Genomic DNA, 16660 nt, shown 5'->3' on the forward strand with positions numbered 1-16660 from the left:
CACGGGTGTCGATCAACGAGACCATGACACAGCTGCGCAGCGCGCAGAAGTCGTCACGGGGTGCCGCCGCGTACTCGCGATTCGTCAACCGGCCGCTGGGGCGGCCGCTCGCCGCGACCGCCGCAGTGCTGGGCATGACGCCGAGCCAGGTCACCGCCGTGAGCGCCGTCGCCACGTTCGCCGGCATCGCGGCCATCGCGCTGCTGCCGTCGTCGCTGCTCGCATCGGTGCTCATCACCGGCCTGCTCGTGCTCGGCTACGCGCTCGACTCCGCCGATGGGCAGCTCGCGCGCCTGACCGGGTCCTTCTCCCTCTCGGGCGAATGGCTCGATCACGTCTTCGACGCCGCGAAGGCGGTCTCGATCCACCTCGCCGTGCTCGTCGCCTGGACGCGCATCCCCGGCCTCGACCCGCTGCTGCTGGTCGTGCCAGGAGCCTTCGCGGTGGTCGCGAGCGTGTTCTTCTTCGGCATGATCGCCGTCGACCTGCTCCGACGCCTGCACCGGCAGCAGCATCCGGAGATCCCCGTCGAGGAGCGCCGCGGCGGCACGTCCCTGGCGTACTCGCTGCTCGTGATCCCCGGTGACTACGGTCTGCTCTGCATCCTGTTCCTGCTGCTCTGGGTCCCTGCCCTGTTCGTCCCCATCTACGCGCTGCTGGCGGCGGCGAACGCGCTGCTGCTGCTGGCGGCGGCGAGCCGCTGGCACCGCGCGCTGCGAGCGCTGGACGACGCGGCATGACCGCCGTCCGCACGATGCAGTCCTTCCGCGCCCCGCGGTCGACGACCAATCCGTACATCACGATGCTCGACGAGGCGCTGCAGGCGAGCGACGAGGTCGAGCATCTGCGGTTCGACTGGCGCCGCGCGCTCACCGGCGACTACGACGTCTTCCACTGGCACTGGCCGGAGGGCAAGCTGCACGGCTCCACCTGGTGGAAGACCGCCGGCAAGGTCGTGCTCACCGCTGCACTGTGGCTGCGCCTGCGCACATCTCGGCGGATCGCCGTGGTCCGCACGGTGCACAACGTCGAGCTGCCCGACGACGGGCCACTCAGGACCGCGCTGCTCGCGGCGATCGCTCGCGACGCAGACCTCCTGATCGCGCTCAACACCGAGACCCAGCTCGACGAGCGGCCGAGCGCGCTCATCCCCCACGGCCACTACCGCGACTGGTACGCGAGCCAGCCCCGCGCGGAGCGGGTGCGCGGCAGGATCGGCGCCTTCGGCGGCGTGCGACGCTACAAGAACGTGGGCGTGCTCGTCGACGCCTACGCGGATGCCACCCAGCACCGAGCAGACCTCAGCCTCGAGATCGGCGGGCGGCCCTCCACGCCCGAGCTCGCCGAGACGCTCGAGGCGCGCGCGGAGCGCCTCCCGAACGTCGACCTGAGCCTCCGGTTCCTGTCGGACGAGGAGCTCGTGCGACTCGCAACGCAGGCGCAGCTCGTCGTGCTCGCGTACCGCTTCATGCACAACTCGGGCAGCGTCCTGGCGGCACTCTCCCTCGACCGTCCCGTGCTCGTGCCCCGCAACGCGGTCAACGAGGCGCTCGCCCAGGAGGTCGGCGAGCCCTGGGTGCGCATGTTCGACGGCGAGCTCGAGGCCGAGCAGCTGCTCGACGCGCTCGAGGTGGTCGGTGACATCCCCGAGGCGGCTCGGCCTGACCTCACGCGGCGGGAGTGGGCGCGCACCGCAGCGGACCACGCGGCCGCCTACCGCCGCGCGATCGCAGCGAAGCGAGCGCGCGCATGATCGGTGCTGCGGAGGCCGCGTTCCGCGCGAAGCTCGCGGTCGCGGGCCGGACGAGCGTCGCCATGCACCACGACTTCCTGCGTGCAGACGCCCTCTCGCCCGAGCAGATCGAGGCGGTCTCCCTGCGACGCGCCGCCGACCACGCCCGGTTCGCCATGGAGCACAGTCCCTTCTACCGCGACTACTACCGGGATCACGGCTTCCGGCCGACCGACCTCGCTGACCCCGAGGCCTTCTCCTCGCTCCCCCTCGTCGACAAGGCGATGCTGCGCGAGCACGGGCCGGCGATCGCCACCGACGAGGCCGACGAGCGCACCGCCGCGACCTCGAAGACCGGTGGCAGCACGGGCCTCCCGCTCCACATCCAGCGCGACCTCCGCTTCCCTGCGCGCGCGCTCGAGTGGCGCTTGTTCTCGTGGTGGGGCGTGCAGCCCTGGGACGACCGCGCGATCCTGACGCGCCACATGCACCAGGGCGCCGACCGCGTCCGCCATCGCCTCTCGTGGTGGCCGTCGCGCCACATCCAGCTCGACGCGTTCCGCCTCGACGACGACGCGGTGCTGACGTTCGCACGGCAGTGGCAGCGCGTGCGACCCCGCTTCCTGATCGGCTACGGCGGTGGCGTGCTCGAGCTCGCGCGCAGGCTCGACCGGCTGGGCATCTCGCTCGAGCCCCCGCAGGCGATCGCCGTCACCGCCGCCCCGCTCACGCCCGGCACGCGCGCCGAGATCGAGGCTGCGCTGGGGGCACCGGTGCACGACCACTACCGCTCGGCGGAGGTGCCGTGGCTCGCCGGGGAGTGCGCCGAGCACGACGGACTGCACATCTTCGCCGACGTCCGGAGGGTCGAGATCCTCGGCGCTGACGATGCTCCCGTCCCCGACGGGACAGAGGGGTCGGTGGTCGCGAGCGATCTGACGAACCGCGTCTTCCCCGTCATCCGCTACCGCATCGGAGACATCAGCTCGAGGCTGCGCGGCACCTGCGCGTGCGGGCGTGGCCTCCCTCGCCTCGGTGCGATCTCTGGTCGCTCCTCGGATGCCGTGCGACTGCCGGACGGCACCGCGATCGCCGGCGCGCTCGGGCACATCTTCGACGACGCTCCGCTCTCGGTGCGGCAGTTCGAGATCGTCCAGGCAGAGGACGGCGCGGTCACGCTGCGCTGCATCCCGGGAGCCGACGTCGAGACGGCTGCCGCGGGGATCGCGGGTGCCGAGCGGCGCCTGGCCACCGCACTCCGCGGGCTCGTGCCGCTCGCGGTCGAGATGGTCGACGAGATCCCCCAGGTCGGCGGCAAGATGCGCTTCATCCGCAGCGCCTATCCGGTGGTGAGCGCATGACGCTCAGGATCGCCGTCGGCATCCCCACCTTCCGCAGGCCCGACCGGCTCGCGGCGCTCCTCGCCGCCATGCCAGCGCGTGCCGCAGAGGTCGCCGGTGAGCTCGAGGTCGTCGTGATCGTGGTCGACAACGACCCTTCCGGCTCGGCACGGGACGTCGTGCGCTCGGCGCCCATGGCCGTTCGGTACGGAGTGGAGCCGACGCCAGGCATCGCCGCCGTGCGCAACCGCTTGCTCGACGAGGCCGGGGACTGCGATGCGATCGCCTTCATCGACGATGACGAGGTGCCGCTGCCCGGATGGCTCAGCGAGCTGGTGACGACCTGGCGTCGCACGGGCGCAGCGGCGGTGATGGGGCGGGTCATCTCGATCTTCGGCGAGCAGGCCGACCCGTGGGTGCTCGCGACCGGCGTCTTCCGTCGTCGCAGCCGACCGACCGGCCTCGAGCTGCAGGCCGCGGCGTGCGGCAACCTGCTGGTCGACCTGGCGCAGGCGCGCGCCGCCGGCGTGCGCTTCGACGCGACGCTCGGGCTCGCCGGTGGCGAGGACACGCTCTTCTCCAAGCAGCTGATCGCCGCGGGCGGGCGCATCGTGTGGTGCGACGAGTCGCATGCGCAGGACGCCGTGCCGGCAGAGCGCGTCACCCGCTCGTGGGCGATGCGGCGCGCGTACAACGGCGGCAACTCGGCGGTCCACGTCGAGGTCAGGCTCCAGCGAGGCTCGCCCCGGCGGGCCGCGGTTCGCGCGAGGCGGCTGCTGGGCGGTGCATCGCGGGCAGGCGCCGGATGGGTGCGCCACGGCTGGGGGCGGCTCTCGGGCGACCTGGTCGCCGACGCGCGGGGGCTCCGCACCGCCTACCGCGGCCTCGGGATGATGACGGCCGCGTGGGGTCATGTGCACCGCGAGTACTCCCGCGAGCAGGGGGCGACGTCGTGACCGGATCCGTCCAGGCGATCGCCACCGTCGCATCCCCGCGCAGTCAGTTCCGGGGTCTGCAGGCGCTCCGGTTCGTCGCAGCGGGCAGCGTGCTCCTGCACCACTCGCTGTTCTACGCGCACGAGCGGCTCGACGCCGGCGTGCCGGTGTGGGGCATCGGCGCGGTCGAGCTCTTCTTCGCCATCAGCGGCTTCGTCGCGGTGGTCGCGACGCGCGGCTTCCAGGCACGGAAGGACGGCTGGAAGTACTACCTGGTGCGTCGAGGCATCCGCATCCTGCCCATGTACTGGATCGCGACGACCGTGAAGCTCGCAGTGCTGCTCATCGCTCCCGCGGCGGTCCTGCACGCGGCGCTCGACTGGGGCATGGTCGCCCGCTCCTACCTGCTGCTCCCCTCCGTCAACGTCGACGGCGACATCGCGCCACTCCTGGGCGTCGCGTGGACGCTGCTGTACGAATCGTTCTTCGCCGTGGTGTTCGCGCTCGCCCTCATCATCCGCTGGCGGCCCGTGCTCGTCACCGGCGTCATCCTCTCCCTCTGCGCCCTCGCGGCGCTGCTGCGGCCCGCGGAGTTCGATCCCTTCCTCATCTACTTCGATCCGCGGCTGATCTTCTACATCCTCGGCCTCGTCGTGGGCGTCTACGCGGTGCGGCGATCGCCCGTGCAGTTCGCCGCAGGCCTCGCGTGGGTGCTCGTGCTGCACGCCATCCTGCAGCCCACGCGGCTCGACAGCCTCATCCGCATCGTCGTCATCGCAGCGCTGCTGATCTTCGTGATGCTCGCTGAGCGTCAGCTCGAGCGCCTTCCGCAGGCCTTCGTCACGCTCGGGAACGCCTCGTACTCGCTCTACCTGTTCCACCCCCTCATCGCGCCCGCAGTCCCCGCCGCCATGGCGGCCATCGGGATCTCGGTCGGCTGGTTGGCAGTCGTGGGCTCCGTCGGCGTCTCGATCGTCGCGAGCCTGCTCCTGTACCGCTGGGTCGAGGATCCAGCCACGCGGCTGCTGCAGCGCAGGCTGCCGTTCGGCGGCCGCCCGCCCCGCAGCAGCGCACCGCAGCAGCGCGTGCACGCACCTCAGCAAGGAGAACGCTCATGACGAGACGCATCGGGTACGCCGCCGGCGCCTTCGACCTGTTCCACGTCGGCCACCTGAACCTGCTGCGGCACGCGAGCGAGCGGTGCGACGAGCTCGTCGCAGGCGTCGTGAGCGACGAGATGCTCCGCCAGGTCAAGGGCATCGAGCCGGTCATCCCGACGCTCGAGCGCGTCGAGATCGTGCACTCGATCCGCTGGGTCGATCGCGTGCACGTCGAGACCGTGCCCGACAAGCTCGACACGTGGCGCCAGGTCGGCTTCACGCACTTCTTCAAGGGCGACGACTGGCGCGGCACCGAGAAGGGGCTCCGCCTCGAGCGCGAGTTCGCGGCCGTCGGCGTCGAGGTCGTGTACTTCCCCTACACCGCGCACACCTCGAGCACCGCGCTCCGCAGGGCCCTCGCGCGGCTCGACGAGATGGCGGATGCGGCACGCCGCCCGACGCTGACGGCGGTCGGCACGTAGTCACGCTGCACCTCAGGGGTGCTGCACCTCAGGGGTGCTGCACCTCGACGGCGCCCGCCTCAGCCGTGCTGCGCCTTCGCGGCGCGCAGGCTCGCGAGCAGCCGCTCGCGCAGATCCTCTGGGGCGCGGTCCTTGCACGCGCCCTGCAGCGCGACGGTGAGCGTCTCCCCCACGTGGTGCTCGGCAGAGCACTCCTCGCAGCTGTCCAGGTGCGCGCGCACGTCGGCGGCGTCCTCGGCGCAGAGCTCCTTGTGCAGGTACTCCTCGAGCGCGGCCCGCGCCTGCGTGCAGTCCTGCTTCTCGTCGAGTGCGCTCACGGCTTCTTCTCCTTCTTGGTGCCCTGCCCAGCAGTGCCCGACGCGGCGGTGTCGGGCACCGCGATGCCCTGCTCGCGGGCGTAGTCGGCCAGCAGGCCGCGCAGCAGCTTGCGGCCGCGATGCAACCGGCTCATGACGGTGCCGACCGGGGTCTCCATGACCTCGGCGGTCTCCGCATAGCTCAGTCCTTCGACGTCGACCCAGTAGACCGCCATGCGGAAGTCGACGGGCACCTGCTGGAGCGCATCCTTCACGATGCCCGAGGGCATCCGGTGGATGGCCTCGGCCTCGGCGCTGCGCGAGGACGTGGCGGTGAACGACTCGGCGTCGCCGATCTGCCACTCCTCCATGTCATCCAGCGGCGCCTCGAACGGGCGGCGCTGCTGCTTGCGGTAGAGGTTGATGTACGTGTTGGTCTGGATCCGGTAGAGCCAGGCGCGCAGGTTGGTGCCCTGCTTGAACGAGCCGTAGGCCGCGTAGGCCTTCAGCAGCGTCTCCTGCACCAGGTCGGCGGCATCCGCCGGGTTGCGCGTCATGCGCATCGCGGCGGCGTAGAGCTGGTCGGCGTACTGCATCGCCTGCTCGACGAAGTCATCGCGCCTGCTGCTCTGCGCCTGCTCACTGGCCTGGCCCTGTTCGCTCGTCATCGCGGCCGAGTCTAGTGTCGCGCGGCTCGCCTCGAGGGTCGCTGTGGCCACGGGCACCTCCTCCAGATCGCTTCCTGACCGATAGATTGCAACCGATGAGCCACGCAGAGCATTCCCGCCAGCCCGCAGCACGTGCCTGGGTCGCGCCCTCCGCCACCGCGCGGCTCGACGCCCGCGTGCAGCTGCCCGGTTCGAAGAGCCTCACCAATCGCGCGCTGCTGCTCGCGGCGCTCGCCGAGGGCCCCTCGACGCTGCACCGACCCCTCCGCAGCCGCGACGCGAGCATCATGATCGAGGGCCTGCGCACGCTCGGTGCCGTGATCCGCGAGGTGCCGGGCGACGGCGCGTTCGGCCCCGATCTCGCCATCGCACCGCAGCCGATCTCCGGCGGCGGCGACATCGACTGCGGCCTGGCCGGCACCGCCATGCGCTTCCTGCCGATCCTCGCCGCGCTCGGCGACGGCGCGGTGCGCTTCGACGGCGACCCGCACGCGCGCGAGCGCCCGATGGACCAGACGGTCGCGGCCCTCCGCGGGCTCGGCGTGCGCGTCGACGCCGACGAGCCGCGCCTGCCCTTCACGGTGCACGGCGCTGGCGGCATCGCGGGCGGTGAGCTCGAGATCGACGCGAGCGCGTCGAGCCAGTTCGTCTCCGCGCTCCTGCTCGCCGCACCCCGGTTCGACCGCGGCCTCGCGCTGCAGCACCGCGGCACCCGACTGCCGTCCATCCCCCACATCGAGATGACGCTCGAGGCGCTGCGCCAACGGGGCGTCGACGCGCAGCGCACCGGCGACGCGTCCTGGCGCGTCGAGCCGGGCCCCATCGCCGCGCTCGACGAGCAGATCGAGCCCGACCTCTCGAACGCCGCGCCGTTCCTCGCTGCGGTGGTGGCGGTCGGCGGCCGCGTCGTGCTCGACGGCTGGCCGGCGCAGACGACGCAGGTCGGCGCCATGCTGCCGAGCCTGCTGGCGGCGTTCGGTGCAGAGAGCACGGTGTCGGATGGTCGCCTGACGGTCGAGGCCGTCGGCGGCCGCATCCCCGGCGCCACCCTCGACATGCACGCGGCCGGCGAGCTCGCCCCGACGATCGTCGCGCTCGGCGCCATCGCATCCGAGCCCGTCGAGGTGACGGGCATCGGCCACATCCGCGGGCACGAGACCGACCGCATCCGCGCCCTCGTCGACAACGTCACGGCGCTCGGCGGGCGTGCCACGGCGCTGCCCGACGGGATCCGCGTCGAGCCCGCAACGCTGAGCGGCGGCAGCTGGGGCGCCTTCGACGACCACCGGATCGCGACCGCCGGTGCCGTCGTGGGCCTGCGCGTGCCGGGCGTCGAGGTCGACGACATCGGCGCGACCGCGAAGACGATCCCGGAGTTCCCCGAGCTGTGGGCAGCGATGCTCGAGGGACAGGCGACGGCCGCATGAGCTGGATGCAGGACTTCGAGGACCCGTACGAGGAGTACGACGAGTCGAGCGTGCGCGAGCGGCCGAACCCGAAGGCGAACCGGCCTCGCTCGAAGCACCGCCCCGAGCACGACGACGCCATCACCGGCATCGTGACGGGCGTCGACCGCGGCCGGTATCGGCTGGCGGTGCGCGTGGGCGAGCCCGACGAGGCGGTCGTGACGGCAGCCAGGGCGCGCGAGCTGCGCAAGCAGGCGATCGTCGCGGGCGACCGGGTCGACGTGGTGGGCGACACCACTGGCGGGGAGGGCTCGCTCGCGCGCATCGTGCGCATCCAGCCTCGCACGACGGTCCTGCGCCGCTCTGCCGACGACGCCGACATCATCGAGCGGGTCATCGTGGCGAACGCCGACGTGATGCTGATGGTGGTCGCCTCGGCCGACCCGCCGCCCCGCGCCGGCATGGTCGACCGCTACCTGGTCGCCGCGCTCGACGCGGGCATCGCTCCGGTGCTCGTGATGACGAAGACGGATGTCGCCGATCCCGAGCCCTTCCTGGCGAACTTCGCCGGGCTCGACATCGAGGTGTGGCGCTCGTCGCTCGGCGAGCCGCCGGCCGAGGCGCTGCGCGAGCGGCTCGCCGGCCACACGACGGTCGCGGTCGGCCACTCGGGGGTCGGCAAGTCGACGCTCGTCAACGCCCTCGTGCCGGACGCGCACCGCGCGGTCGGTCACGTCAACGCCGTCACCGGCCGCGGCCGCCACACCTCCTCGTCGACGGTCTCGTTCAAGCTCGGCGAGGGCTGGATCATCGACACCCCCGGCGTGCGCTCCTTCGGGCTCGGGCACGTGGCGACCGCCAACGTGCTGCGCGGCTTCCCCGACCTCGCGGCGGTCGCGGAGGATTGCCCGCGAGGCTGCACCCACCTCGTCGGCGAGGGGTACTGCGAGCTCGCGCTCGCCGCGGCCGACGGGCGATTGGAGCCCCGCCGCGTCGACTCGATGCAGCGACTGCTCGGCACGCTCGTCGCCGCTCGCGAGCTGCGGCACCAGGAGTGAGTGCGCCTACGCTGGCATGGTGACCAGCTACGACGACGACCTCGCCCTCGCGCTGCGCCTCGCGGACGCCGCGGACGCCATCTCCCTCGACCGCTTCGGCGCGCGCGACCTCGAGATCACCGCGAAGCCCGACACCACCTTCGTGACCGATGCCGACCGCGCGGTCGAGCAGCGCATCCGCGACCTGCTCGCCGCTGAGCGGCCGGACGACGCGATCTTCGGCGAGGAGTTCGGGCAGGCGGGCGACAGCGCCCGGCAGTGGATCATCGACCCGATCGACGGGACCGCGCACTTCCTGCGGGGGGCTCCCGTGTGGGCGACGCTCATCGCGCTCGCGGTCGACGGGCAGCCCGTGGTCGGCGTGGTCTCCTCGCCCGCCCTCGGCGCGCGCTGGTGGGCGGCGGCGGGCGGCGGCGCCTGGACGCTCGCGGCCGGTGGCGCGGAGCCGCAGCGGATCCGCGTCTCGGGTGTGACGGCATCGGCCGAGTCGGCCGTCTCCTACAACTCGATCCAGGGATGGGACGGCGCGGGCCGCATCGACGACCTCGTCGCGTGGCAGCGCGACGTGTGGCGTGCGCGCTCCTACGGCGATGCGTGGAGCTACATGCTGCTCGCCGAGGGGAAGATCGACGCCGTCGGCGAGTTCGACCTCAAGCCGTACGACATGGCGGCGCTCGTGCCGGTCGTCGAGGAGGCGGGCGGGCGGTTCACCTCGATCGACGGTGAGCCCGGTCCCTGGCACGGCACCGCGCTGGCGACGAACGGCCTGCTGCACGACGAGCTGCTCGCCCGCTTCGCGAGCCGCGCGAGCTGACGACCCGCGCCCGGTCATCCGCTGACCGGGCGCGGATCGCCGGGTGCTACACGGCCTGGATCGCGACGCTCAGCATCACCATGTCGCCGGCCTCGACGGTCGAGACCGCGACGATGTGGCCGCTGCCCTGGTAGACGTTGGCGACGACGCCCGCGATCTCCTGGCTGCCCTGCTCCATCGGCGTGAAGCCCGCGGCCTCGAGGTCGGCCGCGTAGGTCTCGGCTGCCGCGACGTCATCGACCTGGAAGACGACGACCGTCTGGCTGTCGTTGGAGGCGTCCTGCTGCATCTCGCCCGGCGGCACGGGCACCTCGGCCGGCCAGCCCTCGACGGGCGCGTCGGCAGCGTCGCCGCCCTCGGCCTCCTCGGCACCGCCGGTCTCCATGCCCTCGGTGGTCTCCGTGGTCTCGCTCGACTCGCTCTCGGTGGCGGGATCGGCGGCGGGCGGGCTGATCGAGCATCCCGCGAGACCGAGGGCGAACGCTGCGACGATCGTGGTGGCGGCGATGGGACGGAGCTGCATGGCTGTTCCTCTCGAGCGCGCGGCTGTCACGCGTCGAGGGGATCCTCGCACAGTCGACCCACAGGTGGCTGGGCCGTCAGCCCGTCGCAGCCGCCTCGAGCACGGAGACGTCGAGCTTCTGCATCTGCGACATGGCCTGCTCGACCGCGGCGGCGTTCGGGCCCGCGGCCAGCTCGAGGTAGCGGCGCGGGATCACCTGCCAGGAGAGCCCGAAGCGATCCTTGCACCAGCCGCACTGCGACTCCGCTCCCCCGTCGGCGGTCAGGGCATCCCACAGCCGGTCGACCTCCTCCTGCCCGTCGACGACGAGCACGATCGAGACCGCCTCCGAGAGCGGGAACATCGGTCCGCCGTTGAGCAGCATGTAGCGCGTGCCGGCGAGCGTGAGCTCGATGGTGACCGCGTCGCCCGGCGCGCCGCTCGGGAACGGGTTGGGGTCGGGATAGCGCGTCACGGCGCCGACCGACGAGCCGGGCAGGAGCGAGACGTAGAACTCCGCCGCCTCCTCGATGCGTCCGTCGAACCAGAGGCAGGTGCTGACATCCATGCGTGCATCATGCTCCCCCGATCCCCGCTTCGCTAGCCTCGATGCATGCGAGAGATCACGCCCGCCGAGGTCGCCGACCGTCCGCTCGTCGATGTGCGCGAGCCGCACGAGTGGCTGCAGGGCCACGCCGAGGGCGCCATCCACATCCCCATGAGCCAGCTGCTCGCGCGGCTGCACGAGGTGCCCGACGGCGCGGCCATCATCTGCCGCACCGGCGCGCGCAGCGGCCAGGTGGTCGCCTACCTCGAGCACCAGGGGCTGGATGCGGTGAACGTCGCGGGCGGCACGGTCGCGTGGGCGGCCGAGGGCAGGCCGATGACGGGCACCGTCGACTGACCGACGGACGACTGCGGGCGCCCTCGATCGAGGACGCCCGCGGTCGCTTGCCTGCAGCCGACGATGGGTCTCAGCCGACGATGAGCTTCTTGTTCATGAACTCCTCCATGCCGTGGGGGCCGAGCTCGCGGCCGTAGCCAGAGCGCTTCGTGCCTCCGAAGGGCATGTCGTAGTCCTCGGCGCCGGCGCCGTTGATCGACACCATGCCGGCGTCGATGCGGTCGGCGACCGCGAGCGCGAGCTCTGGGTCGCTGCACCACACGCGCGAGCCCAGGCCGAAGGGCGTGTCGTTCGCGATCCGCACCGCGTCGTCGACGTCCTTCGCGCGGTAGACCGTGCCGACGGGCCCGAAGAGCTCCTCGCGGTACGCGTCCATCTCGGAGGTCACGCCGCCGAGCAGCGCGGGGGCCACGCGCGTATCGCCGGGCGCCGTCGGCTCCCCGACCAGCACCTGCGCACCCTCGTCGATCGCCGAGGCGACCTGGCTGCGCAGCCTGTCTGCCGCCGCCTGCGACGAGAGCGGCCCGACGAGCGCGTCCTCGTCGTCCGCGCCGCCGACGGGCAGCGCGGTGAGCGCCGCCGCGAGCTTCTCGGTGAACGCGTCGTAGTGCTCGTCGACGACGATGAAGCGCTTCGAGGCGTTGCACGCCTGGCCCGAGTTCTCCATCCGCGCTTCGACGGCGTTCTCGACGACCGCATCCATGTCATCGGTCGACAGCACGATGAAGGGGTCGCTGCCGCCGAGCTCGAGCACGACCTTCTTGAGGTTGCGCCCCGCGATCTCGGCCACTGCGGCTCCGGCGCGCTCGGAGCCGGTCAGCGAGACGCCCCGGACGCGCGGGTCGGGGATGACGATCTCGCCGATCTGGTCGTTGGTCGCGAAGACGTTCTCGTAGGCGCCGGCCGGCAGCCCGGCCTGCTCGAGGATCTCGGCGATCACGGTCGCCGACGACGGGCACTGCGGCGCGTGCTTGAGCACGACGGTGTTGCCGAGCACGAGGTTCGGGAAGGCGAAGCGCGCGACCTGGTAGTAGGGGTAGTTCCAGGGCATGATGCCGAGGATCACGCCCTGCGCCGACTTGCGCACGCGCGCGTCGACGCCGGAGCGCACCTGGAGCACCTCGTCGGCGAGGAAGGCCTCGGCGTTGTCGGCGTAGTAGCGGATGATCTCGCTCGAGAACTCGGCCTCGAAGACGCCCTGGTCGATGGGCTTGCCCATCTCGGTGCGGATGATCTCGGCCAGCTCGCGCGAGCGCTCGGCGAAGGCGTCGGCGGCCTTCACGATGATCGCGGCGCGCTCGGCGATCGGGGTCTGCGACCACGGCTGGAAGGCTGCGTGCGCGCGATCGATCGCCGCGCGGATCTCGTCATCGGTCGCGGTCGGATACTCCTTGACGACCTCGCCGGTGTAGGGATCGGTGACCTTGTACTCGCTCACGCTCTGCCTCCTCGCAGGGTCGGGGACGACCCCAGCGTACTGGGAGGCGAGCGGGAGCTCTCAACAGCGTGCGACTCGGCCCGATGGTGGAGATGGGGGGAATCGAACCCCCGTCCAACGCTCAAACCGTGCGGCTTCTCCGGGTGCAGCTCAGGGAAGGCGTTCTGCTCGGCTCCGACCTTTGTCCTGAGCACCTAGGTCGACGAGCCCAGTCACAGTGAAAGTCCCGCGCCGCCCTGTGACGCAGCGGCGCAGCAAGCTCTCAAAACGACGCCAGGGTCCGGGGAGAGAGCATCCCCGGTCTGACGGACTTCAGGCTCGCTTAGGCAGCGAGGGCGAAGTCGGTGCGCTTTGCATTGGCACCTATGGTTTTGCAGGGAGCGTTCAAGAGATAACCCTGCATCCTCTACCCGCTTCCCGCTCCGACTGAGGCGCTGTCGAAACCGATCATCCCCATGGAGTGGTGCGAGTCGCACGCTGTTGAGTTCCCAATGCCGGATGCGTCCGGCGCGCTGGCGAGGCCAGCCCACCACGATAGCGCGAGCGCGCGCACCTCGGCAAGCCCTCCCGCCGGTCGAGTCAGCCGAACAGCATCTCCGCCTCGCGGTAGCGGTGGTCGGGCACGCGCTTCAGGTCGCCGAGCGCATCCGCCATCGGCACGCGCACGATGTCGGTGCCGCGCAGCGACACCATCGAGCCCCAGTCCTCCGCGACGATCGCGTCGATCGCGGCGAGGCCGAAGCGCGTCGCGAGCACGCGGTCCGCACCGCTGGGCGCACCGCCGCGCTGGATGTGCCCGAGCACGGTCGAGCGCGACTCGATGCCCGTGCGCTCCTCGATCATCGGGGCGAGCAGCTCACCGATGCCGCCCAGGCGCGGGCGGTTGAAGGCGTCGAGCCCCTTGTGCGAGTGCGCCTCGTCCATGCCCTCGAGCTTGAAGCCCTCGGACACCACCACGAGTGGCGCACGACGGCGATCGTAGACCGACTGCACGTACTCGCTGATCCACTCGATCGAGCGTGGCTGCTCGGGGATGAGGGTGACGTGCGCGCCGGTCGCGATGCCCGTGTGCAGCGCGATCCAGCCCACGTGCCGACCCATGACCTCGAGCACCATGCAGCGCATGTGCGAGTCGCCGGTCGTGCGCAGCCGGTCGCCCGCCTCCGTGGCGATCTGCACCGCGGTGTCGAACCCGAAGGTGTAGTCCGTGGCGTCGAGGTCGTTGTCGATCGTCTTCGGCACGCCCACGATCGGGAGTCCGTCGTCGGCCAGCCGGTTCGCCGCGGCGAGGGTGCCCTCGCCGCCGATCGCCATCACCGCGTCGACGCCGAGCCGCGCGAGCGTCTGCTTGACCTTCTCGGCGCCACCGTTGGGCCCGTCGTAGGGGTTGGTGCGGCTGGTGCCGAGGATCGTGCCGCCGATGCGGCTCGTGCCGCGCACGGAGGAGCGGTTGAGGACGCGCACATCGCCGTCGACGAGGCCGCGATAGCCATCGCGGATGCCGACGAACTCGAGTCCGTGGTGCACCATGCCGGTGAGCACCGCCGCTCGGATGACCGCGTTGAGGCCGGGGCAGTCGCCGCCGGACGTGAGGATGCCGACTCGCATTTCACCTTCCCACCGAAGGGCCCTGGGTGAACCCTGCCGGCGTGACCATCCAAGCGACTGCGCTCCCGTTTGTCGAACGGGGCGGATGCGCGCCGCTAGTCGCCGAGCCGGTTGCGCGAGCGCATGGCGCGATCGGCCTCGCGCTTGTCCTGCCGCTCGCGCAGCGCGTGGCGCTTGTCGTACTCGCGCTTGCCCTTCGCGACCGCCAGCTCGACCTTCGCGCGGCCGTCGGAGAAGTAGAGCGAGAGCGGCACGAGCGTGTAGCCGCCCTGCGACACCTTGCCCTGCAGCTTCTCGATCTCGTCGCGGTGCAGCAGCAGCTTGCGCTTGCGGCGGGGCGGGTGGTTCGTCCACGTGCCCTGGCCGTACTCGGGGATGTGCACGGCGTCGAGCCAGGCCTCTCCCCCGTCGATGAAGGCGTAGCCGTCGACGAGCGATGCGCGGCCGGCCCGCAGCGACTTCACCTCGGTGCCGCGCAGCACGAGGCCCGCCTCGAACCGATCCTCGATCGTGTAGTCGTGGCGCGCCTTGCGGTTCTGCGCCACGACCTTGTGACCCTGTTCGCGCGGCATGGGTGGCTCCTGGTGTCGTGTCTGTCGGGCATGGGCCCGGTGTCGGCTGTGGTCGCCCGCAGCGCGGGCAGCCGTTCAGCCTACCCCAGCGGCGGCCGCCGGAGGCGGGTGCGTCAGATCTTCAGGTACCTGCGGATCGCGACCGCTGCCGCGACGCCGGCGAAGAGCACGCCGATGGCGATCAGAACGGGCGCGACGACGAGCGCGTCCTCCACCGTCACGATGGCGATGGTCTGCAGCATGGGCGCCACGTAGCCCTGCAGGAAGAAGTGCACGACCGCGATCACGGACACGGCAGAGAGCACGGCCCCGAGCAGCGCCGCGACGACGCCCTCGATGATGAACGGCGTCTGGATGAAGCGGTTCGAGGCGCCCACGAGCCGCATGATGCCCAGCTCGCGCTTGCGCGAGAACGCCGAGAGCCTGATCGTGGTCGAGATCAGCAGCACCGCCGCCACGAGCATGAGCACAGCGACGCCGATCGCGGCGAGGCTCGCGGTGTTCAGCACCTGGAAGATCGGCTCGAGCAGCGCGCGCTGGTCGCGCACCTCGAGCACCCCCGGGAGCGCAGAGGTCGCCTCCCGGATGAGGTCGGCATCGGTGGGCGCGGAGGGCCGCACCCAGAGGGCCTCGTTCATGGTCTCGGGGCTCGCGAACTCCGCGCTCGCCGTGCCTCCGAACTGCTCGATGAAGTGCTCGTAGGCCAGCTCTCGGTCCTCGAACTCCACGTGGCTCACGTAGGGCGCGATCGCACCGCTCTCCAAGACATCCCGCACCGCCTGCACCTGCTCGCCGGTCGCGGCGGTCTGGGTGCAGGTCTCGGTCGCGTCGACCGGCCCGCAGAAGTAGATGCCGACCTGCGCGCGGTCGTACCAGAAGCCCTTCATCTGGTTGATCTGCAGCTGCAGCAGGATCGCCGCGCCGACGAAGGAGAGCGAGATGAAGGTGACCAGCACGACCGAGACGACGACCGAGAGGTTGCGCCGCAGGCCGTTCCAGACCTCCTGCGAGATCAGCTGGAGCCTCACGCGATCTCCTCCAGGCCGAGCGCCGGCTCCTCGAGCTCTGCCAGGTGGCGCTTGTAGCTGCCGTGCGCCTCGTCGCGCATGATGACGCCGGCGTCGAGCTCGACGACGCGCTTCTGCATCTCGTCGACGATCGAGGCCTCGTGCGTCGCCATCACCACGGTGGTGCCGCCCTCGTTGATGCGCTCGAGCAGCGCCATGATGCCGGCACTGGTGGATGGGTCGAGGTTGCCGGTCGGCTCGTCGGCGAGCAGGATCGGGGGCCGGTTGACGACGGCGCGGGCGATCGCGACGCGCTGCTGCTCACCGCCGGAGAGCTCGTGCGGCAGGCGGCTCGCCTTGCCGGCGAGGCCGACGATCTTCAGCACGTCGGGCACCGCCTCCGAGATGAAGCCGCGGCTCTGGCCGATGACCTGCAGCGTGAAGGCGACGTTCTCGTAGACCGTCTTGTTGTTCAGCAGCCGGAAGTCCTGGAAGACGACGCCGAGGTTGCGGCGGAAGAACGGCACGCGGCGGCTGGGCAGTGCCTTGAGCCGCTGACCGAGGACGTGCACCTCGCCGCTCGAGGGGGTCTCCTCGCGCAGCACCATGCGGATGAGCGTGGACTTGCCGGAGCCTGAGGCGCCGACGAGGAACACGAACTCGCCCTTGAGGATCTCCAACGAGATGCCGTCGAGGGCGGGGCGGGCCTTGCGGGAGTAGGTCTTCGAGACCTCGTCGAAGCGGATCATGACCTGACGAGGCTACGGCGGCCGGATGCGTTCGGCGCGGCACCGCATC

19 protein-coding genes and 1 other RNA gene are annotated in these 16660 nt (G+C 71.4%); 10 read left to right on the plus strand and 10 right to left on the minus strand.

The window, feature by feature from the left end:
* Positions 1 to 5 precede the first annotated feature (5 nt).
* Genes BQ6202_RS07665 through BQ6202_RS07690 form a run of 6 tightly spaced genes read left to right on the plus strand, consistent with a single transcriptional unit; the run spans position 6 to position 5589 of the window.
* Positions 6 to 740 (plus strand): CDP-alcohol phosphatidyltransferase family protein, encoded by a 735-nt coding sequence (locus BQ6202_RS07665; protein WP_234946151.1) that lies wholly within the window; start codon positions 6 to 8, stop codon positions 738 to 740.
* Positions 737 to 1753 carry a glycosyltransferase family protein gene (locus BQ6202_RS07670; RefSeq protein WP_072313822.1) on the plus strand — a complete coding sequence of 339 codons (1017 nt, stop codon included), beginning with the start codon at positions 737 to 739 and terminating at the stop codon, positions 1751 to 1753. Before BQ6202_RS07665 ends, BQ6202_RS07670 begins: the two co-directional genes overlap by 4 nt.
* On the plus strand, positions 1750 to 3093 hold the full coding sequence (locus tag BQ6202_RS14905) for a phenylacetate--CoA ligase family protein (RefSeq protein WP_159433627.1): 1344 nt from the start codon (positions 1750 to 1752) through the stop codon (positions 3091 to 3093). The genes BQ6202_RS07670 and BQ6202_RS14905 overlap by 4 nt, the downstream gene beginning before the upstream one ends.
* Positions 3090 to 4028, plus strand: a complete 939-nt coding sequence (locus BQ6202_RS07680) for a glycosyltransferase family 2 protein (RefSeq protein WP_072313824.1) — start codon at positions 3090 to 3092, stop codon at positions 4026 to 4028. The genes BQ6202_RS14905 and BQ6202_RS07680 overlap by 4 nt, the downstream gene beginning before the upstream one ends.
* Positions 4025 to 5125 carry an acyltransferase family protein gene (locus BQ6202_RS07685; RefSeq protein ID WP_072313825.1) on the plus strand — a complete coding sequence of 367 codons (1101 nt, stop codon included), beginning with the start codon at positions 4025 to 4027 and terminating at the stop codon, positions 5123 to 5125. The genes BQ6202_RS07680 and BQ6202_RS07685 overlap by 4 nt, the downstream gene beginning before the upstream one ends.
* Positions 5122 to 5589, plus strand: coding sequence for an FAD synthase family protein (locus BQ6202_RS07690; RefSeq protein ID WP_072313826.1), 468 nt, complete (start codon positions 5122 to 5124; stop codon positions 5587 to 5589). The genes BQ6202_RS07685 and BQ6202_RS07690 overlap by 4 nt, the downstream gene beginning before the upstream one ends.
* Positions 5590 to 5648: 59 nt before the next feature.
* Here the strand turns inward: BQ6202_RS07690 and BQ6202_RS07695 are convergent, their stop codons facing one another.
* Both BQ6202_RS07695 and BQ6202_RS07700 read right to left on the minus strand, forming a co-directional pair.
* A complete protein-coding gene (locus BQ6202_RS07695; RefSeq protein WP_072313827.1) occupies positions 5649 to 5906 on the minus strand; it encodes a zf-HC2 domain-containing protein in 258 nt (85 codons plus the stop codon).
* Positions 5903 to 6553 carry a sigma-70 family RNA polymerase sigma factor gene (locus BQ6202_RS07700; protein WP_072313828.1) on the minus strand — a complete coding sequence of 217 codons (651 nt, stop codon included), beginning with the start codon at positions 6551 to 6553 and terminating at the stop codon, positions 5903 to 5905. The genes BQ6202_RS07695 and BQ6202_RS07700 overlap by 4 nt, the downstream gene beginning before the upstream one ends.
* Before the next feature lie 95 nt (positions 6554 to 6648).
* On the opposite strand from BQ6202_RS07700, the gene aroA reads away from it, so the two are divergent.
* The 3 genes from aroA to BQ6202_RS07715 are packed head-to-tail and all read left to right on the plus strand — an operon-like array spanning position 6649 to position 9831.
* Positions 6649 to 7980 carry a 3-phosphoshikimate 1-carboxyvinyltransferase gene (gene aroA / locus BQ6202_RS07705; protein ID WP_072313829.1) on the plus strand — a complete coding sequence of 444 codons (1332 nt, stop codon included), beginning with the start codon at positions 6649 to 6651 and terminating at the stop codon, positions 7978 to 7980.
* The gene (rsgA, locus tag BQ6202_RS07710) at positions 7977 to 9017 is read left to right on the plus strand and encodes a ribosome small subunit-dependent GTPase A (RefSeq protein ID WP_072314004.1); all 1041 of its coding nucleotides are present in this window, start codon (positions 7977 to 7979) and stop codon (positions 9015 to 9017) included. Before aroA ends, rsgA begins: the two co-directional genes overlap by 4 nt.
* A 19-nt stretch (positions 9018 to 9036) precedes the next feature.
* Positions 9037 to 9831 carry an inositol monophosphatase family protein gene (locus tag BQ6202_RS07715; RefSeq protein WP_234946152.1) on the plus strand — a complete coding sequence of 265 codons (795 nt, stop codon included), beginning with the start codon at positions 9037 to 9039 and terminating at the stop codon, positions 9829 to 9831.
* Positions 9832 to 9877: 46 nt separating this feature from the next.
* Here the strand turns inward: BQ6202_RS07715 and BQ6202_RS07720 are convergent, their stop codons facing one another.
* The gene (locus BQ6202_RS07720) at positions 9878 to 10354 is read right to left on the minus strand and encodes a hypothetical protein (protein WP_072313831.1); all 477 of its coding nucleotides are present in this window, start codon (positions 10352 to 10354) and stop codon (positions 9878 to 9880) included.
* Positions 10355 to 10430: 76 nt separating this feature from the next.
* Positions 10431 to 10901, minus strand: a complete 471-nt coding sequence (locus BQ6202_RS07725; protein ID WP_072313832.1) for a VOC family protein — start codon at positions 10899 to 10901, stop codon at positions 10431 to 10433.
* Positions 10902 to 10946: 45 nt separating this feature from the next.
* Here BQ6202_RS07725 and BQ6202_RS07730 point away from each other — a divergent pair, with 45 nt between their 5' ends.
* Positions 10947 to 11237: a rhodanese-like domain-containing protein gene (locus tag BQ6202_RS07730; RefSeq protein WP_072313833.1), complete on the plus strand. Its 291-nt coding sequence runs from the start codon at positions 10947 to 10949 to the stop codon at positions 11235 to 11237.
* Positions 11238 to 11307: 70 nt separating this feature from the next.
* Here the strand turns inward: BQ6202_RS07730 and BQ6202_RS07735 are convergent, their stop codons facing one another.
* From BQ6202_RS07735 to ftsE, 6 genes are all read right to left on the minus strand, one after another.
* Complete coding sequence (locus BQ6202_RS07735) at positions 11308 to 12675, minus strand: NAD-dependent succinate-semialdehyde dehydrogenase (RefSeq protein WP_072313834.1); 1368 nt, start codon at positions 12673 to 12675, stop codon at positions 11308 to 11310.
* Between the two features lie 84 nt (positions 12676 to 12759).
* Positions 12760 to 13130: a transfer-messenger RNA gene (gene ssrA, locus BQ6202_RS07740) on the minus strand.
* Between the two features lie 124 nt (positions 13131 to 13254).
* Positions 13255 to 14283 carry a 6-phosphofructokinase gene (locus BQ6202_RS07745; RefSeq protein ID WP_072313835.1) on the minus strand — a complete coding sequence of 343 codons (1029 nt, stop codon included), beginning with the start codon at positions 14281 to 14283 and terminating at the stop codon, positions 13255 to 13257.
* A gap of 95 nt (positions 14284 to 14378) precedes the next feature.
* A complete protein-coding gene (smpB, locus tag BQ6202_RS07750; protein ID WP_072313836.1) occupies positions 14379 to 14855 on the minus strand; it encodes an SsrA-binding protein SmpB in 477 nt (158 codons plus the stop codon).
* A 113-nt stretch (positions 14856 to 14968) separates the two neighbouring features.
* Complete coding sequence (gene ftsX, locus BQ6202_RS07755) at positions 14969 to 15883, minus strand: permease-like cell division protein FtsX (protein ID WP_072313837.1); 915 nt, start codon at positions 15881 to 15883, stop codon at positions 14969 to 14971.
* The gene (ftsE, locus tag BQ6202_RS07760; RefSeq protein ID WP_072313838.1) at positions 15880 to 16611 is read right to left on the minus strand and encodes a cell division ATP-binding protein FtsE; all 732 of its coding nucleotides are present in this window, start codon (positions 16609 to 16611) and stop codon (positions 15880 to 15882) included. Before ftsE ends, ftsX begins: the two co-directional genes overlap by 4 nt.
* Between the last annotated feature and the right edge of the window lie 49 nt (positions 16612 to 16660).

Origin of the sequence: Agrococcus sp. Marseille-P2731 (assembly GCF_900117395.1) — a bacterium.
GTDB lineage: Bacteria > Actinomycetota > Actinomycetes > Actinomycetales > Microbacteriaceae > Agrococcus.

Bases quoted from the DNA above. Each gene is read 5' to 3' on its own strand.
- BQ6202_RS07670 (WP_072313822.1), top strand. From the start codon at position 737: ATGACCGCCGTCCGCACGATGCAGTCCTTCCGCGCCCCGCGGTCGACG.
- smpB (WP_072313836.1), bottom strand. From the start codon at position 14,855: ATGCCGCGCGAACAGGGTCACAAGGTCGTGGCGCAGAACCGCAAGGCG.
- aroA (WP_072313829.1), top strand. From the start codon at position 6,649: ATGAGCCACGCAGAGCATTCCCGCCAGCCCGCAGCACGTGCCTGGGTC.
- rsgA (WP_072314004.1), top strand. From the start codon at position 7,977: ATGAGCTGGATGCAGGACTTCGAGGACCCGTACGAGGAGTACGACGAG.
- BQ6202_RS07680 (WP_072313824.1), top strand. From the start codon at position 3,090: ATGACGCTCAGGATCGCCGTCGGCATCCCCACCTTCCGCAGGCCCGAC.
- BQ6202_RS07725 (WP_072313832.1), bottom strand. From the start codon at position 10,901: ATGGATGTCAGCACCTGCCTCTGGTTCGACGGACGCATCGAGGAGGCG.
- BQ6202_RS07745 (WP_072313835.1), bottom strand. From the start codon at position 14,283: ATGCGAGTCGGCATCCTCACGTCCGGCGGCGACTGCCCCGGCCTCAAC.
- BQ6202_RS07690 (WP_072313826.1), top strand. From the start codon at position 5,122: ATGACGAGACGCATCGGGTACGCCGCCGGCGCCTTCGACCTGTTCCAC.
- BQ6202_RS07700 (WP_072313828.1), bottom strand. From the start codon at position 6,553: ATGACGAGCGAACAGGGCCAGGCCAGTGAGCAGGCGCAGAGCAGCAGG.
- ftsE (WP_072313838.1), bottom strand. From the start codon at position 16,611: ATGATCCGCTTCGACGAGGTCTCGAAGACCTACTCCCGCAAGGCCCGC.
- BQ6202_RS07730 (WP_072313833.1), top strand. From the start codon at position 10,947: ATGCGAGAGATCACGCCCGCCGAGGTCGCCGACCGTCCGCTCGTCGAT.
- BQ6202_RS14905 (WP_159433627.1), top strand. From the start codon at position 1,750: ATGATCGGTGCTGCGGAGGCCGCGTTCCGCGCGAAGCTCGCGGTCGCG.
- BQ6202_RS07720 (WP_072313831.1), bottom strand. From the start codon at position 10,354: ATGCAGCTCCGTCCCATCGCCGCCACCACGATCGTCGCAGCGTTCGCC.